This is a genomic window from Pseudomonas sp. B1(2018), assembly GCF_003097365.1.
Classification (GTDB): Bacteria; Pseudomonadota; Gammaproteobacteria; order Pseudomonadales; family Pseudomonadaceae; genus Aquipseudomonas; species Aquipseudomonas laurylsulfatiphila.
The window spans coordinates 82,299-96,382 of the sequence record NZ_PYUK01000007.1 but is presented as its reverse complement, the minus strand read 5'-3'; the positions used below and the strand labels follow the sequence as shown (position 1 = coordinate 96,382).

Genomic DNA, 14,084 nt, shown 5'->3' with positions numbered 1-14,084 from the left:
TATCAGGAAACTGTTTCAGAAAAACAGTTTCAACAGGCCAGGGACAAATCCCTGTATCTAAAAATGAGTAGTGACCGTGCCTGTTAACAGCCACCCTCGCCAGCCCGGTATTACGCGGACTGGTTTCGGTCATTCTGACCGAATCAGTCGACGCGGCGCGATGCGCCCGTCTTCGCTCACTTCACCGATACCGATGAAGCGACCATTGTGATCCTGTACCCGCACCATGCCGAACTTCGGAGCATCCGGGGCACGCACCGGCTGACCGTTGAGCCAGTAGAACGCGCTTGCTTCGGAGAACTGCAACAGTGGCCAATCCAGCAGGCCGCTGTCTGATGGCATCAGGAAGCGATCGACCGCTTCGTTGCCGCCTTCGGCATGTACCGCTTCCAGCTCTTCGAGGGTAACAGTCTGCGCCAGGGTGAATGGCCCGGCCTGGGTACGTCGCAGTTCTGCAACATAAGCGCCACAACCGAGTTGCTCACCGATATCCTCCACCAGGGTACGGATATAGGTGCCTTTGCTGCAATCCACCGCCAGCCGCGCAGTATCTCCTTCGAAGGCCAGCAATTCCAAGCGCGTAATAGTAGCAGAACGCGGTTCGCGCTCCACTACTTCGCCTGCACGAGCCAGCTTGTACAGCGGCTGGCCATCACGCTTGAGCGCCGAGTACATCGGCGGTATCTGACTGATTTGCCCACGAAATTTCGGCAGTACAGCCTCGATATCGGAGCGACCAACGGTCACCGGGCGTTCCTGCAAAACTTCACCTTCGGCATCCGCCGTGGTGGTGGTCTTGCCCAGTTGCGCCAGGGTTTCGTAACCCTTGTCGGAATCGAGCAGGTATTGCGAGAACTTGGTGGCCTCGCCGAAGCACAGCGGCAACACGCCGGAGGCCAAGGGATCGAGACTGCCGGTATGACCTGCCTTTTCGGCGTTGAGCAACCAGCGAACCTTCTGCAAGGCCGCGTTGGAGGTGAACCCCAGCGGCTTGTCGAGAAGGATAATGCCGCTGACGTTACGACGGATACGTTTGACCTGAGCCACCGGTTACTCCTTGGTGTCTTCGGCTTCTGCCGCAACCGGATGCTGATTGTCTTCAGCCACTGCGCGCTCGATCAATGCCGACAGATGCGCACCACGCACGACGCTTTCGTCGTAGTGGAAGTGCAGCTGTGGAACGCTGCGCAGCTTCATCTCGCGAGCCAGCTGCATGCGCAGGAAACCGGCGGCGGAGTTCAGCACCTTGATGCTTTGTGCGATTTCTTCGGCGCTGTCCTGCCCCATCACGGTGATGAAGATCTTGGCGTGACCGACGTCACGGCTGACTTCCACTGCGGTAATGGTGACCAGGCCGACGCGCGGGTCTTTGACTTCACGACGGATCAGTTGTGCCAGCTCACGCTGCATCTGATCGCCGATACGTTGGGTACGGCTGTATTCTTTTGCCATGTCTTGTTACCTGTAACTGCCCCACGGTGAAACCCGCAAGGTCTGAAAGCGGCAAACGCCCGGCCTGACAAAAGCCAGACCGGGCGTTGCGTTTAGAGTCCTGGTGACGAATTGCGCATTTGCATGCGGCTACCCGTCACGGCTCCTGAAGTGCGCGAATTAGAGGCTGCGAGCAACCTGCACCTTCTCGAAGACTTCGATCTTGTCACCGACCTTGACGTCGTTGTAGCTCTTCACGCCGATACCGCATTCCATGCCGGCACGTACTTCGGAAGCGTCATCCTTGAAGCGGCGCAGGGATTCCAGCTCGCCTTCGAAGATAACGATGTCTTCACGCAGTACACGGATTGGACGGTTACGGTGCACAACACCTTCGATAACCATGCAACCGGCGATCGCGCCAAACTTCGGCGAACGGAACACGTCACGCACTTCGGCGATGCCCAGGATGTTCTCGCGAACATCGCTGCCGAGCATGCCGGTCAGGGCTTTCTTGACGTCTTCGATGATGTCGTAGATCACGTTGTAGTAACGCATATCCAGACCTTCCTGCTCGACGATCTTGCGCGCACCGGCATCGGCACGCACGTTGAAGCCGAACAGTACAGCGTTGGAGGCCAGTGCCAGGTTGGCATCGGATTCGGTGATACCACCGACGCCGCCACCGACCACACGCACTTGCACTTCGTCGTTACCCAGGCCGTTCAAGGCGCCGTTCAACGCTTCGAGCGAACCACGGACGTCGGATTTGAGGACGATGTTGAGCGTCTTCTTCTCTTCCTGACCCATGCTTTCGAAGATGTTTTCCAGCTTGCCGGCGTGAGCGCGAGCCAGTTTGACTTCGCGGAACTTGCCTTGACGGAACAGAGCCACTTCACGGGCTTTCTTCTCGTCGGCAACCACGCTCATCTCGTCGCCAGCGTCCGGGGTACCGTCCAGGCCGAGGATCTCGACAGGGATGGCCGGACCGGCTTCCTTGATTGGCTTGCCGTTCTCGTCGAGCATGGCGCGCACGCGGCCATAGTTCGAACCGACCAGGACCATGTCGCCCTGACGCAGGGTACCGTCTTGAACCAGCACGGTAGCCACCGGGCCACGGCCCTTGTCCAGGCGGGATTCAACCACGACACCACGGCCAGGGGCCGATGGGGTTGCAGTCAGTTCCAGGACTTCGGCTTGCAGCAGAACGGCTTCGAGCAGTTCGTCTACACCGGTACCCATCTTCGCCGAAACCGGGACGAATGGAGTATCGCCACCCCACTCTTCCGAGGTCACGCCGTGAACCGACAGTTCGCTACGGATGCGATCGAGGTCAGCACCTGGCTTGTCGATCTTGTTCACAGCGACAACCAGCGGAACGCCAGCAGCCTGGGCGTGCTGAACAGCTTCGATGGTTTGCGGCATTACGCCGTCGTCCGCTGCAACCACCAGGATCACGATGTCGGTCGCCTTGGCACCACGGGCACGCATCGCGGTAAACGCGGCGTGACCAGGGGTGTCGAGGAACGTCACCATGCCACGGTCGGTTTCAACGTGGTATGCGCCGATGTGCTGGGTAATACCACCGGCTTCGCCAGCAGCAACCTTGGCACGACGGATGTAGTCGAGCAGGGAAGTCTTACCGTGGTCAACGTGGCCCATTACGGTCACGACCGGCGCACGGGAAACTGCCTCGCCTTCAAACTTCAGGGACTCGGCCAGGGAATCTTCCAGGGCGGTGTCGCTGACCAGGGTCACTTTGTGGCCCAGCTCTTCGGCAACCAGTTGGGCAGTTTCCTGATCCAGTACCTGGTTGATGGTCGCTGGAGTACCCAGTTTGAACATGAACTTGATGATTTCAGCAGCCTTGACCGACATCTGCTGGGCCAGATCGCCCACAGTGATGGTCTCGCCGATCTTCACTTCGCGCACGACAGGGCCGGTCGGGCTCTGGAAACCGTGGGCGTTGCGCTTCTTCAGCTTGGCCTTGCCGCGACCACCACGACGGAAGCCATCGCTTTCTTCGTCGGTAGTACGTGGGGCAACGCGTGGCGCTGGCGCCTTTTCCTTGACCGAAGCACGATGCGGAGCGTTTTTGCGCTCGCCATCGCCACCACCGCGACGATTGTTGTCGTCGGCTCGTGGTTTGTCCGGACGACGCTGTTCGTCGCGCTTGCGAGTGTCTGCCGCAGGTGCCGGAGCGGCTGCCACAACCGGTGCGCTTTCACGCACTGGCTCGGCTACCACAGCAGGAGCTGCAACAGGTTCGGCTGGAGCGGTCGGCGCAGCAGCAGGCTGGCGACGCGCTTCTTCTTCAGCGCGACGCTTGGCTTCTTCTTCAGCCTTCTGACGTGCAGCATTTTCTACTGCGCGACGTTCATCCAGTTCACGCTTGCGCTCGGCTTCGATTTCTTCCGGGCTGCGCTGTACGAAGACTTTCTTCTTGCGTACTTCAACGCTGATGCTTTTGCTGCCGGCAACCCGCAGGGTGCTGGTGGTTTTACGCTGCAGCGTAATCTTGCGTGGTTCTTCCACTTTCGCCTTGTGGCTGCTTTTCAAGTGAGTCAGCAACGATTGCTTCTCACTGTCAGTCACACTTTCTTCGGCGGCGGTGTGCGGCAGACCTGCCTCACGCATCTGCTGCAACAGGCGCTCTACCGGTGTTTTGACCTCATCGGCCAGTTGTTTCACCGTGACTTGCGTCATGCACTTCTCTCCTCAGGCCGCGCCTAATTACTCGAACCAGTGGGCTCGGGCGGCCATGATCAACTTGCCGGCACGATCATCGTCAATGCCGTCGATGTCGAGCAGGTCGTCAATAGACTGCTCGGCCAGGTCTTCGCGGGTAACTACGCCGCGCACCGCCAGTTCCATCGCCAAATCCTTGTCCATACCCTCAAGCGAGAGCAGGTCTTCGGCCGGATGGGCGTCTGCCAGCTTTTCCTCAGTAGCGATGGCTTTGGTCAACAAGCGATCCTTGGCACGAGCACGAAGCTCGTTGACGATTTCCTCGTCAAAGCCGTCGATGTTGAGCATTTCTTCCAGCGGTACGTAGGCAATCTCTTCCAGGCTGGTGAAGCCTTCATCTACCAGCACCTGAGCCAGCTCTTCGTCGACTTCCAGCTCGTCGATGAAGTTGCGCAGGATGTCGCCGGTTTCTGCTTGCTGCTTAGCCTGGATGTCCGATTCGGTCATCACGTTCAGGGTCCAGCCAGTCAACTGGCTGGCCAGACGCACGTTCTGACCACCGCGACCAATGGCCTGAGCCAGATTGTCTGCGCCAACGGCGATGTCCATTGCGTGGGCATCTTCGTCAACGATAATTGCCGCAACCTCGGCCGGGGACATGGCGTTGATCACGAACTGAGCCGGGTTGTCGTCCCACAGAACGATGTCAACACGCTCACCGCCCAACTCACCCGACACTGCCTGGACGCGCGAACCGCGCATACCGATGCAAGCGCCTTGCGGGTCGATGCGTTTGTCCTTGGAGCGGACGGCGATCTTGGCGCGGGATCCCGGATCACGGGACGCAGCCATCACTTCGATCAGGCCTTCGGCAATTTCCGGCACTTCGATGCGGAACAACTCGATCAGCATTTCCGGCGCGGTACGCGACAGGATCAGCTGCGGGCCGCGGTTCTCGGTGCGGATTTCCTTGAGCAGCGCACGCAGACGCACGCCAACCCGGAAAGTTTCGCGAGAAATGATGTCTTCACGGGCCAGCAACGCTTCGGCGTTGTTGCCCAGATCAACGATCACGTTGTCGCGGGTGACTTTTTTCACGGTGCCAGAGATGATTTCACCCAGGCGCTCGCGATAAGCGTCAACAACCTGAGCGCGCTCGGCTTCGCGAACTTTCTGCACGATGACTTGCTTGGCAGTCTGTGCAGCAATGCGGCCGAATTCGATGGACTCGATTTTCTCTTCGACAACGTCACCGACCTTGGCGCCAGGGTGCGTTTCAGCAACCTTGCTCGGCCAGGTTTCGATGGCCGGATCGTCCAAGTCTGCCTCTTCGACGACCGTCCAGCGACGGAAAGTCTCGTAGGCACCCGTGTGGCGGTTGATTTCCACACGCAGATCAACTTCGTCTTCGAAACGCTTTTTGGTCGCAGTGGCCAGGGCCAGCTCCAGCGCTTCAAAAATCACGTTTGCCGGTACACCCTTTTCGTTGGATACCGACTCAACAACCAGCAGTACTTCTTTGCTCATCGTACGCCTCGCCTTTCGCAAGCCATTGGATCCGCGGGATCCGCAGTATCTGGCACGCCTCAGTCAAAACTGGGAATAATGTTGGCCTTGTCGATCATATCGATCGGCAACAGGAACTCATGGTCTTCTACCTGCACCACGACATCCTGCTCTTCTACGCCGCGCAGAAGGCCCTGAAAGTTGCGTCGTCCTTCAAAAGGCGAGCGCAGCTTGATCTTCACTTGTTCACCGGCAAATTTTGCAAACTGCTCAAGAGTGAACAGAGGGCGTTCCATGCCAGGCGAGGAAACTTCAAGGGTGTATTCAACGGAGATCGGATCTTCAACATCCAGCACACCGCTGATCTGACGGCTGACGATGGCACAATCGTCCACCAGCACGCCGCCTTCTTTATCGATATAAACGCGCAACATCGAGTGACGACCCTGAGCCGAAAACTCGATACCCCAGCATTCATAGCCTAGGGCCACGACCACCGGGGCCAGCAAGGCCTGCAACTCTTCTAGCTTGCTCGACACCTGAACCCCCTAGTGCATGTATGTGCATGCTATGCAAAATAAAAAAATGGGCGAAACGCCCATCCTTGAAACGCCGTCGAACAGCGGCGTAGAAAGTGTCCAGCTAACAAAAAGCCCCTTAAAAGGGGCTCCTTAAACTGGTTGCGGGGGCCGGATTTGAACCGACGACCTTCGGGTTATGAGCCCGACGAGCTACCAGACTGCTCCACCCCGCGACAAAGCTGGGGCGGAAGTATACGACCGATCCCCTACAGGGTCAATGTAACCTTCCACCTGCAAGAAAGCCCGCAACAGCGGGCTCTCCTGACTAATTGGTACCGAGAAGGGGACTCGAACCCCTACACCCTATGGGCACAACCACCTCAAGGTTGCGTGTCTACCAATTCCACCACCTCGGCAATACTACGTTTGAAACCCTTCTTACTTCTGCTCTTGAGCTGGAGGTACGTCAGTCGCTGGAGTAGCCGACTTTTGCTCTTGAAGCACCGGGACATCATCAGAAGCCGGTTGTTGCTTTGGAACTTCCAGTACCGCTGGATTTGGGAGACCTACTTGAGTCAGCTGGTGAGCCTTCTCTTTAGCAAAGTAACCTAACCCCAAGCTGGTTATGAAGAAACCTGCGGCAAGTATAGCAGTAAACTTACTAAGAAAGGTAGAGGAACCTTGGCTTCCGAACACAGTATTTGAAGCACCTGCTCCGAAAGACGCGCCAGCGTCCGCACCTTTACCCTGCTGCAGCAAAACCAGAGCTACTACGCCCAATGCACCCAGCAGATGAAAAACGACTACGACTGTTTCCAGCATTTTTTCAGTTTCCCGCGGCGCGACAAATCGCACCGAACTCATCTGCATTCAGGGAAGCCCCACCAATGAGACCCCCATCGATATCCGGCATGCCGAACAGTTCGACCGCATTGGCCGCCTTCACGCTGCCGCCGTATAGAAGCCGCACACCTTGTGCGACTTCAGAATTCTCTGCCGCCAACTGGGCGCGAATGGCTGCGTGCACATCCTGCGCCTGTTGCGGCGTTGCAGTCAGCCCGGTGCCAATGGCCCAGACCGGCTCGTAAGCGATCACTGCCTTGGCAAAGGCACCGACACCCAGCTCCTCAATGATACTGCCCAGCTGACGCGAGACAACCTCAAGAGTTTTTCCGGCTTCACGCTGCTCAAGGGTTTCCCCTATGCACAACACCGGAATCAAGCCACATGCCTGTGCCGCTGCGAACTTGCGGATCAGCATTCCGTCCTGCTCGCCCATGATCTGGCGGCGTTCGGAGTGCCCGACAAGCACCAGGGAACAACCTGCATCCACCAACTGACTCGGTGCAACTTCACCGGTCAACGCACCTTGCCCGGACTCCACCGCAGAATTCTGCGCGCCGACCGAAATCGACTTTCCTTTCAAGCCATCAATCACTTGATTGATATGCAAAAAAGGCGGGAATACCGCGACATCAACATCGCTCGGCAAGGCCAAGTCACGAAGGCCGTTGATCAGCTCAGCGACGCTGGCGCGGGTACCGTGCATCTTCCAGTTACCAGCTACCATAGGGCGACGCATGCTGTACCTCGTCGGTCAAAGTGGGCGCAGATGTTACCCAACACAATCAAGGCTGGCAAGCCGAATTCAGGCAGAAACTTCAGTAACCAGTTTTGCCAGCTCTTCGGCATAGCCGCGAACCAGGGTTTCGTCTTCACCTTCGACCATCACACGCACCAGCGGCTCGGTTCCGGACTTGCGCAACAGCACACGCCCCCGACCTGCCATGGCCTTGGTCACACGTTCGCTGGCTTCCTTGACCGATGGATGCTCCAGGGGATTTGCACCACCGCCGAAACGCACATTGATCAGCACCTGAGGGCACTTGCGCAGCGCCTGACGAGCCTGCGCCAGACTTTCATCCCGCGCGCGCAGCCCCATCAGCACCTGCAGCGCAGCAATGATTGCATCACCGGTGGTGGTGTGACTGAAGCACACAACGTGTCCGGAGTTTTCACCGCCCACGATCCAGTTGCGCTCCAGCAATTCGGCAATCACGTAGCGGTCACCGACATTGGCACGCACGAAGGGAACACCGAGATCAGCCAGGGCCAGCTCCAGCCCCAGGTTACTCATCAGGGTTCCAACGACGCCGCCCTGCAGCTTGTCGCGCTCATGCAGGTCACGGGCAATGATGAACAGCAACTCGTCGCCATCGACCACCGCACCCGTGTGGTCGACCATCTGAACACGATCGCCGTCACCATCGAAGGCGATGCCCAGATCGGCATGCTCAGCCACGACGGCAGCCTGCAGCGGCCCCATGTGGGTCGAACCGCAATTGTCGTTGATGTTCAACCCGTTCGGCTGCGCCGACAGCACGACGACTTCCGCGCCCAGCTCACGGAACACACTCGGCGCCACTTTATAGGTCGCACCGTGAGCACAGTCGATCACGATCTTCATGCCGGTGAAGCTGGTGCCGGTGGGCACACTGCTCTTGCAGAATTCGATATAGCGTCCCGAAGCGTCGTTGATTCGCGATACCTTGCCGATCTTGCTCGACTCCACCACGGTCATTGGCGTATCGAGCAATTCTTCGATCATCAGCTCAACCTCATCCGGAAGCTTGGTGCCCTTGCCGGAGAAGAACTTGATGCCATTGTCATCATGCGGATTGTGCGACGCACTGATCACGATGCCGGCCTCGGCATGGAAGGTGCGCGTCAGGTAGGCAATCGCCGGGGTCGGCATCGGACCCAGGAGCATTACATCGGCACCTGCGGAAGTAAGCCCCGCCTCAAGTGCAGACTCGAACATGTAGCCGGAGATCCGGGTGTCCTTGCCTACCAATACCTTGCAGGCGCCCATCTTGCGGAACGCCATGCCGGCAGCCCAGCCGAGCTTGAGCATGAAATCAGGAGTAATCGGGTACTCGCCGACACGCCCACGAATACCATCGGTGCCAAAATATTTTTTGCTCATAAGTGCTCCATCATTCTTATTCGGCTGATTCCACTGCGGCGATCATCCGCACCACATCCACTGTTTCGGCTACATCATGGACGCGCAATATACGCGCACCCTTCGCCGAAGCCAGCGCCGCGAGCGCCAAACCGCCATACAGCCGGTCTCCCACCGGACGATTCAATGCCTGGCCAATCATGCTCTTTCGCGAAACCCCGACCAACAGGGGGCGCCCCAGGGCATGCAGGGCTTCCATATGTTTGAACAAGCTCAGGTTGTGCTGCAAGGTCTTGGCGAAACCAAAGCCGGGGTCAAGAATGATCCGCTCCGCTGGAATGCCCACCAACGAACATTGAACCATGCGCTCGGCGAGAAACTCACCGACTTCCCTTGTAACGTTCTGATACTGCGGATTGTCCTGCATATCGCCTGGCTCGCCCAGCATATGCATCAGGCAAACCGGCAGACCGGTGGCCGCCGCGGCATCCAGCGCGCCATCGCGACGCAACGAACGTACGTCATTGATCAACCCGGCACCCAGACGCGCCGTTTCACGCATGACGGCTGGCGTTGAGGTGTCGACCGAGATGATCACGTCCAGCTCGCGAGCAATGCGCTCGACAATCGGCGCTACGCGCTCCAGCTCTTCCAGCGGCGACACCGCCCTGGCACCGGGACGGGTGGACTCGCCACCGACATCGATCAGCGTCGCGCCGGCCGCCACCATGGCTTCGGCGTGGCGCATGGCCGCGTCGAGCTGGCTGTATTGGCCACCATCGGAGAACGAGTCTGGAGTGACATTGAGGATACCCATGACATGCGTCTGGGCCAAATCAAGAACCCGGTTGCCGCAAGGCAACCGGGTCGAGGACTGAACAGAAGTCATTTCAAACCTTATACGTCAGCAGCAGGACCGCCGATCGGTGTTTCCGGACGCTCATCCTGTACCACCGGCGGGGTGCCGGAAGTACCCGTGCCACCCGACCAGTCGCGTGGCTCGCGAGGCGTACGACCCGCCATGATGTCGTCGATCTGCTCGGCATCGATGGTTTCGTACTTCATCAAGGCATCAGCCATGGCATCGAGCTTGTCACGGTTGTCGGTGAGAATCTGCTTCGCCGTGCCGTAGCACTGATCGATGATGCTACGCACTTCGGAGTCGATCAGCTTGGCTGTCTCGCCGGAGAAGCTTGCATTTTGACCGCCACCGCCGCGACCGAGGAATACTTCACCCTCTTCTTCGGCATACATCAACGGACCGAGTTTTTCCGAAAGACCCCACTTGGTCACCATGTTCCGCGCAATCTGGCTGGCACGCATGATGTCGTTGGAAGCACCGGTGGTCACGCCATCGAAGCCCAGGGTCATTTCTTCAGCGATACGACCGCCATACAACGAGCAGATCTGGCTGATCAATGCACGCTTGGACAGGCTGTAACGATCCTCTTCCGGCAGGAACATGGTCACACCCAACGCACGACCGCGCGGGATGATCGACACCTTGTACACCGGATCATGCTCAGGCACGACGCGCCCCACAATGGCGTGGCCCGCTTCGTGATAAGCCGTGTTCTGCTTTTCTTTCTCGGACATGACCATGGACTTGCGCTCGGCGCCCATCATGATCTTGTCTTTCGCCAGTTCGAATTCTTTCATTTCGACGATGCGCTTGCCGGCACGGGCAGCGAACAGCGACGCCTCGTTCACCAGGTTGGCCAGATCGGCACCGGAGAAGCCCGGGGTACCACGAGCGATCACGGCCGGAGCAACGTCGTCACCCATTGGCACTTTGCGCATGTGAACCTTGAGAATCTGTTCGCGGCCACGAATGTCCGGCAGACCGACCACAACCTGACGGTCGAAACGGCCTGGACGCAGCAACGCAGGGTCCAGCACGTCAGGACGGTTGGTCGCGGCAATCACGATGATGCCGTCATTCATTTCGAAGCCGTCCATCTCGACCAGCAACTGGTTGAGCGTCTGCTCGCGTTCGTCGTGACCACCCCCCATGCCAGCGCCACGATGGCGACCGACCGCATCGATTTCGTCGATGAAGATGATGCATGGAGCGTGTTTCTTGGCCTGTTCGAACATGTCGCGAACACGGCTGGCACCCACACCGACGAACATCTCGACGAAGTCGGAACCGGAAATGGTGAAGAAAGGTACTTTGGCTTCGCCGGCGATAGCCTTGGCCAGCAGGGTTTTACCGGTACCCGGAGGACCGACCATCAGCACACCGCGAGGAATCCGGCCACCCAGGCGCTGGAACTTGCCCGGATCGCGCAGGAACTCGACCAGCTCGCCGACCTCTTCCTTGGCTTCGTCGCAACCGGCAACGTCAGCCAGGGTAGTTTTCACCTGATCCTCGGAGAGCAGGCGCGCCTTGCTCTTGCCAAAGCTCATCGGCCCGCCCTTGCCACCGGCACCGCCCTGCATCTGCCGCATGAAGAACATGAACACGGCGATGATCACCAGGATCGGGAAGCTGGCGACCAGGAGTTGGGTCCAGATGCTTTGCTGCTCAGGCTGCTTGCCTTCGACCACGACGTGGTTGTCCACCAGGTCGCCGATCAGGCCGTTGTCCTGGATCGCCGGGCGAATGGTCTTGAAGCTGTCGCCATCGTTGCGCTTGCCGGTAATCACGTAGCCATCAACCGCCACGCGCTCGACCTTGCCATCCTTGACCTGCTGGATGAAGTCGGAATAGTTGAGGGTCTGCGGCTCGTTAGGGCTGGAGAAGTTGTTCATCACCGTCACCAGGACAGCCGCGATGATCAACCACAGGATCAGATTCTTTGCCATATCGTTCAATTAACTACCCTCTGAAGCAAGCTCCGCTACTGGCGCGCGCTTCGCATGATATTCACCGGCCTAACTTACTACATTACCTACAACTTGGCAGGCGCCGTCTGTAACCCTTTGTGAAACACTTCCTACACAATATTCGCTAATTCTGACAAGGCGTAATACAAAAATCCTATCACCCCGATCGAAAATTCACTCATTCCTCACTGCGACCGCGGAAACCGCGACCCAGCAGGTACTGCTCGCGAGAACGGTCGCGCGACGAGGTCGGCTTGCGCATCTGCACCTTCTCGAACTGCTGGCGAACGCTCTTGTGGAACTCGTCGAAACCTTCGCCCTGGAAAATCTTGATCAAAAAATCACCACCGGGCTTGAGCACCCGCGTCGACAGATCCAGCGCCAGTTCGCACAGGAACATCGCGCGCGGCATATCAACGGCCGGCAATCCACTCATATTGGGGGCCATGTCGGAAATCACAAGGTCTACTTCTTTATTTCCGACGGCGTCGAGGATCTGGGCCAGCACGGCGTCCTCGGTAAAGTCGCCTTGAATGAAGGTGACGTCGGGGATGCTGTCCATTTCAAGAATGTCAGAAGCGATCAGTGTGCCCTGCCCGCCAATCAGACGACTGGTCACCTGCGACCAGCCACCCGGAGCCGCACCCAGGTCGATTACGCTCATGCCAGGGCGGATCAAACGGTCCTTTTCCTGGATCTCCAGCAGCTTGTAGCTGGCGCGGGAACGGTACCCGTCTTTCTGTGCCATTTTGACGAATGGGTCGTTGAAATGTTCTTGCAGCCACTTAAGGCTTGTCTTGGAACGGGCCACGGGATACCTCGGAATTAAAACGGGTCGTGATTAACTGGGCGGTCCCGGACTCGCTCGGGTAAACTGGCCGCCGCTTTTTACAAGATCAGACGCAGGGGTCAGATTATGCCGCTCACTCAAGAGCAGAAGAAACAGTACAAATCCATTGGCCACCATCTGAAACCGGTTTTGATTGTGGCAGACAATGGTTTGACTGAAGGTGTGTTAGCCGAACTCGAACGCGCTTTGGCGGATCACGAGCTGATCAAGATCAAGCTCAACATCCTCGATCGCGAATCGCGCCTGGCGTCCATTGCAGAGCTCTGCAAGGTCGGCAAAGCGGATCTGGTTCAGGTCATCGGCAAGATGGCGCTGATCTACCGCAAGAACTTCAGCGTCAACAAGCAGCTGTCGAACGTCCATCGCTTCAAGTGATGGCAAGGGTCAAGGGTGTGCCTGGCGCACCCTGCCACTCCATCCCGGCACCGGCTGCAACACCAGCACCAGCCCGGAAAAACCCAGAACAAGATAGCTGAACGCCTGCCAACGCAGCGCATCCGGCCATCCGAAGCGCACCACGAAGTACATCGCGCACGCATACAGTGCCATCAACAGCAGTTGCCCGCGTATATCCCGCCATAGACTGACAAGGCCCTCGGCCTTAATCAGCACCAAAGCCTGAAAAATCAAACACGCCGTAGCGAATCCCACTACCAACGCATTGAGCGTGCCTGCTATTTCGTCGATCAGTAGCGGCGCCAGGCCAATTCGGCCCAGCACCGGCAACAGACCCACTTGTAACAGCCACAAGCCACCGACCCACAACATCTGGGTCAGTTGCCAAAGCATGGCGCCCGCACGAAACGGGCGCCAGCCTTCAGACGTGGCGAACTTCGACAATCTCGTACTCGATAACACCGCCAGGCGTTTTCACGGCGACCACATCACCCTCTTCCTTGGCAATCAAGGCGCGAGCGATCGGCGAACCGACGGAAATCTTGCCGAGCTTGATGTCAGCCTCGTCCTCACCAACGATCTGGTAAGTCACGCTTTCATCGGTTTCGACGTTGGCGATTTCGACGGTGGTGCCGAAAATCACCTTGCCGGTGTGAGGAATGGTCGTCACATCGATGATCACCGCGTTCTGCATGCGGCCTTCGATGTCACGGATCCGCGCCTCGACCATACCCTGCTGCTCGCGGGCAGCGTGGTATTCGGCGTTTTCCTTCAAGTCACCCAACTCGCGGGCCGTACCGATGTCCTGGCTGAGCTTCGGACGAACGACCTTGGTCAGGTGAGTGTGCTCTTCTTCCAGGGCGCGAGCGCCCTGAACGGTCATTGGGTACTTCGTTAT

General features: G+C 58.2%; 14 protein-coding genes and 2 tRNA genes. 1 reads left to right on the top strand and 15 read right to left on the bottom strand.

Features of this window, described 5'->3' with window-relative positions; genetic code table 11:
• Positions 1-129 precede the first annotated feature (129 nt).
• The 13 genes from truB to rlmE all read right to left on the bottom strand — a co-directional run bounded on the left by truB (position 130) and on the right by rlmE (position 12,751).
• The gene (truB, locus tag C9422_RS12980) at positions 130-1,047 is read right to left on the bottom strand and encodes a tRNA pseudouridine(55) synthase TruB (protein WP_116580925.1); all 918 of its coding nucleotides are present in this window, start codon (positions 1,045-1,047) and stop codon (positions 130-132) included.
• Positions 1,048-1,050: 3 nt separating this feature from the next.
• Entirely contained in the window at positions 1,051-1,452 is a 402-nt protein-coding gene (gene rbfA / locus C9422_RS12975; RefSeq protein ID WP_007973108.1) for a 30S ribosome-binding factor RbfA, read from the bottom strand.
• A gap of 159 nt (positions 1,453-1,611) precedes the next feature.
• Positions 1,612-4,137 carry a translation initiation factor IF-2 gene (gene infB, locus C9422_RS12970; protein ID WP_007973110.1) on the bottom strand — a complete coding sequence of 842 codons (2,526 nt, stop codon included), beginning with the start codon at positions 4,135-4,137 and terminating at the stop codon, positions 1,612-1,614.
• A 27-nt stretch (positions 4,138-4,164) separates the two neighbouring features.
• Positions 4,165-5,646 carry a transcription termination factor NusA gene (nusA, locus tag C9422_RS12965; RefSeq protein WP_007973112.1) on the bottom strand — a complete coding sequence of 494 codons (1,482 nt, stop codon included), beginning with the start codon at positions 5,644-5,646 and terminating at the stop codon, positions 4,165-4,167.
• Between the two features lie 59 nt (positions 5,647-5,705).
• Positions 5,706-6,164: a ribosome maturation factor RimP gene (rimP, locus tag C9422_RS12960; protein ID WP_007973115.1), complete on the bottom strand. Its 459-nt coding sequence runs from the start codon at positions 6,162-6,164 to the stop codon at positions 5,706-5,708.
• Between the two features lie 138 nt (positions 6,165-6,302).
• Positions 6,303-6,379: transfer RNA gene (locus C9422_RS12955), tRNA-Met, on the bottom strand.
• Positions 6,380-6,476: 97 nt separating this feature from the next.
• Positions 6,477-6,562, bottom strand: a tRNA-Leu gene (locus tag C9422_RS12950).
• A gap of 22 nt (positions 6,563-6,584) precedes the next feature.
• A complete protein-coding gene (secG, locus tag C9422_RS12945; RefSeq protein WP_017336473.1) occupies positions 6,585-6,968 on the bottom strand; it encodes a preprotein translocase subunit SecG in 384 nt (127 codons plus the stop codon).
• 4 nt (positions 6,969-6,972) lie between these two features.
• Positions 6,973-7,728, bottom strand: a complete 756-nt coding sequence (tpiA, locus tag C9422_RS12940) for a triose-phosphate isomerase (protein ID WP_007988681.1) — start codon at positions 7,726-7,728, stop codon at positions 6,973-6,975.
• Positions 7,729-7,794: 66 nt separating this feature from the next.
• Positions 7,795-9,132, bottom strand: coding sequence for a phosphoglucosamine mutase (glmM, locus tag C9422_RS12935; RefSeq protein WP_116580924.1), 1,338 nt, complete (start codon positions 9,130-9,132; stop codon positions 7,795-7,797).
• A 16-nt stretch (positions 9,133-9,148) separates the two neighbouring features.
• Complete coding sequence (gene folP, locus C9422_RS12930; RefSeq protein ID WP_102698876.1) at positions 9,149-10,000, bottom strand: dihydropteroate synthase; 852 nt, start codon at positions 9,998-10,000, stop codon at positions 9,149-9,151.
• 8 nt (positions 10,001-10,008) lie between these two features.
• A complete protein-coding gene (gene ftsH / locus C9422_RS12925; RefSeq protein ID WP_033047686.1) occupies positions 10,009-11,919 on the bottom strand; it encodes an ATP-dependent zinc metalloprotease FtsH in 1,911 nt (636 codons plus the stop codon).
• A 199-nt stretch (positions 11,920-12,118) separates the two neighbouring features.
• Positions 12,119-12,751 carry a 23S rRNA (uridine(2552)-2'-O)-methyltransferase RlmE gene (rlmE, locus tag C9422_RS12920; RefSeq protein WP_007988685.1) on the bottom strand — a complete coding sequence of 211 codons (633 nt, stop codon included), beginning with the start codon at positions 12,749-12,751 and terminating at the stop codon, positions 12,119-12,121.
• A gap of 105 nt (positions 12,752-12,856) precedes the next feature.
• On the opposite strand from rlmE, the gene C9422_RS12915 reads away from it, so the two are divergent.
• Positions 12,857-13,165, top strand: a complete 309-nt coding sequence (locus tag C9422_RS12915) for a YhbY family RNA-binding protein (protein WP_007942889.1) — start codon at positions 12,857-12,859, stop codon at positions 13,163-13,165.
• 9 nt (positions 13,166-13,174) lie between these two features.
• On the opposite strand, the gene C9422_RS12910 is transcribed toward C9422_RS12915, so the two are convergent.
• Together C9422_RS12910 and greA are read right to left on the bottom strand one after the other, a co-directional pair.
• On the bottom strand, positions 13,175-13,579 hold the full coding sequence (locus C9422_RS12910) for an MFS transporter (RefSeq protein ID WP_116581068.1): 405 nt from the start codon (positions 13,577-13,579) through the stop codon (positions 13,175-13,177).
• 28 nt (positions 13,580-13,607) lie between these two features.
• Complete coding sequence (gene greA / locus C9422_RS12905) at positions 13,608-14,084, bottom strand: transcription elongation factor GreA (RefSeq protein ID WP_032829443.1); 477 nt, start codon at positions 14,082-14,084, stop codon at positions 13,608-13,610.

Coding starts and splice junctions, on each gene's coding strand:
- ftsH (WP_033047686.1), bottom strand. CDS start 11,919: ATGGCAAAGAATCTGATCCTGTGGTTGATCATCGCGGCTGTCCTGGTG.
- nusA (WP_007973112.1), bottom strand. CDS start 5,646: ATGAGCAAAGAAGTACTGCTGGTTGTTGAGTCGGTATCCAACGAAAAG.
- tpiA (WP_007988681.1), bottom strand. CDS start 7,728: ATGCGTCGCCCTATGGTAGCTGGTAACTGGAAGATGCACGGTACCCGC.
- rbfA (WP_007973108.1), bottom strand. CDS start 1,452: ATGGCAAAAGAATACAGCCGTACCCAACGTATCGGCGATCAGATGCAG.
- folP (WP_102698876.1), bottom strand. CDS start 10,000: ATGACTTCTGTTCAGTCCTCGACCCGGTTGCCTTGCGGCAACCGGGTT.
- infB (WP_007973110.1), bottom strand. CDS start 4,137: ATGACGCAAGTCACGGTGAAACAACTGGCCGATGAGGTCAAAACACCG.
- secG (WP_017336473.1), bottom strand. CDS start 6,968: ATGCTGGAAACAGTCGTAGTCGTTTTTCATCTGCTGGGTGCATTGGGC.
- glmM (WP_116580924.1), bottom strand. CDS start 9,132: ATGAGCAAAAAATATTTTGGCACCGATGGTATTCGTGGGCGTGTCGGC.
- C9422_RS12910 (WP_116581068.1), bottom strand. CDS start 13,579: ATGCTTTGGCAACTGACCCAGATGTTGTGGGTCGGTGGCTTGTGGCTG.
- C9422_RS12915 (WP_007942889.1), top strand. CDS start 12,857: ATGCCGCTCACTCAAGAGCAGAAGAAACAGTACAAATCCATTGGCCAC.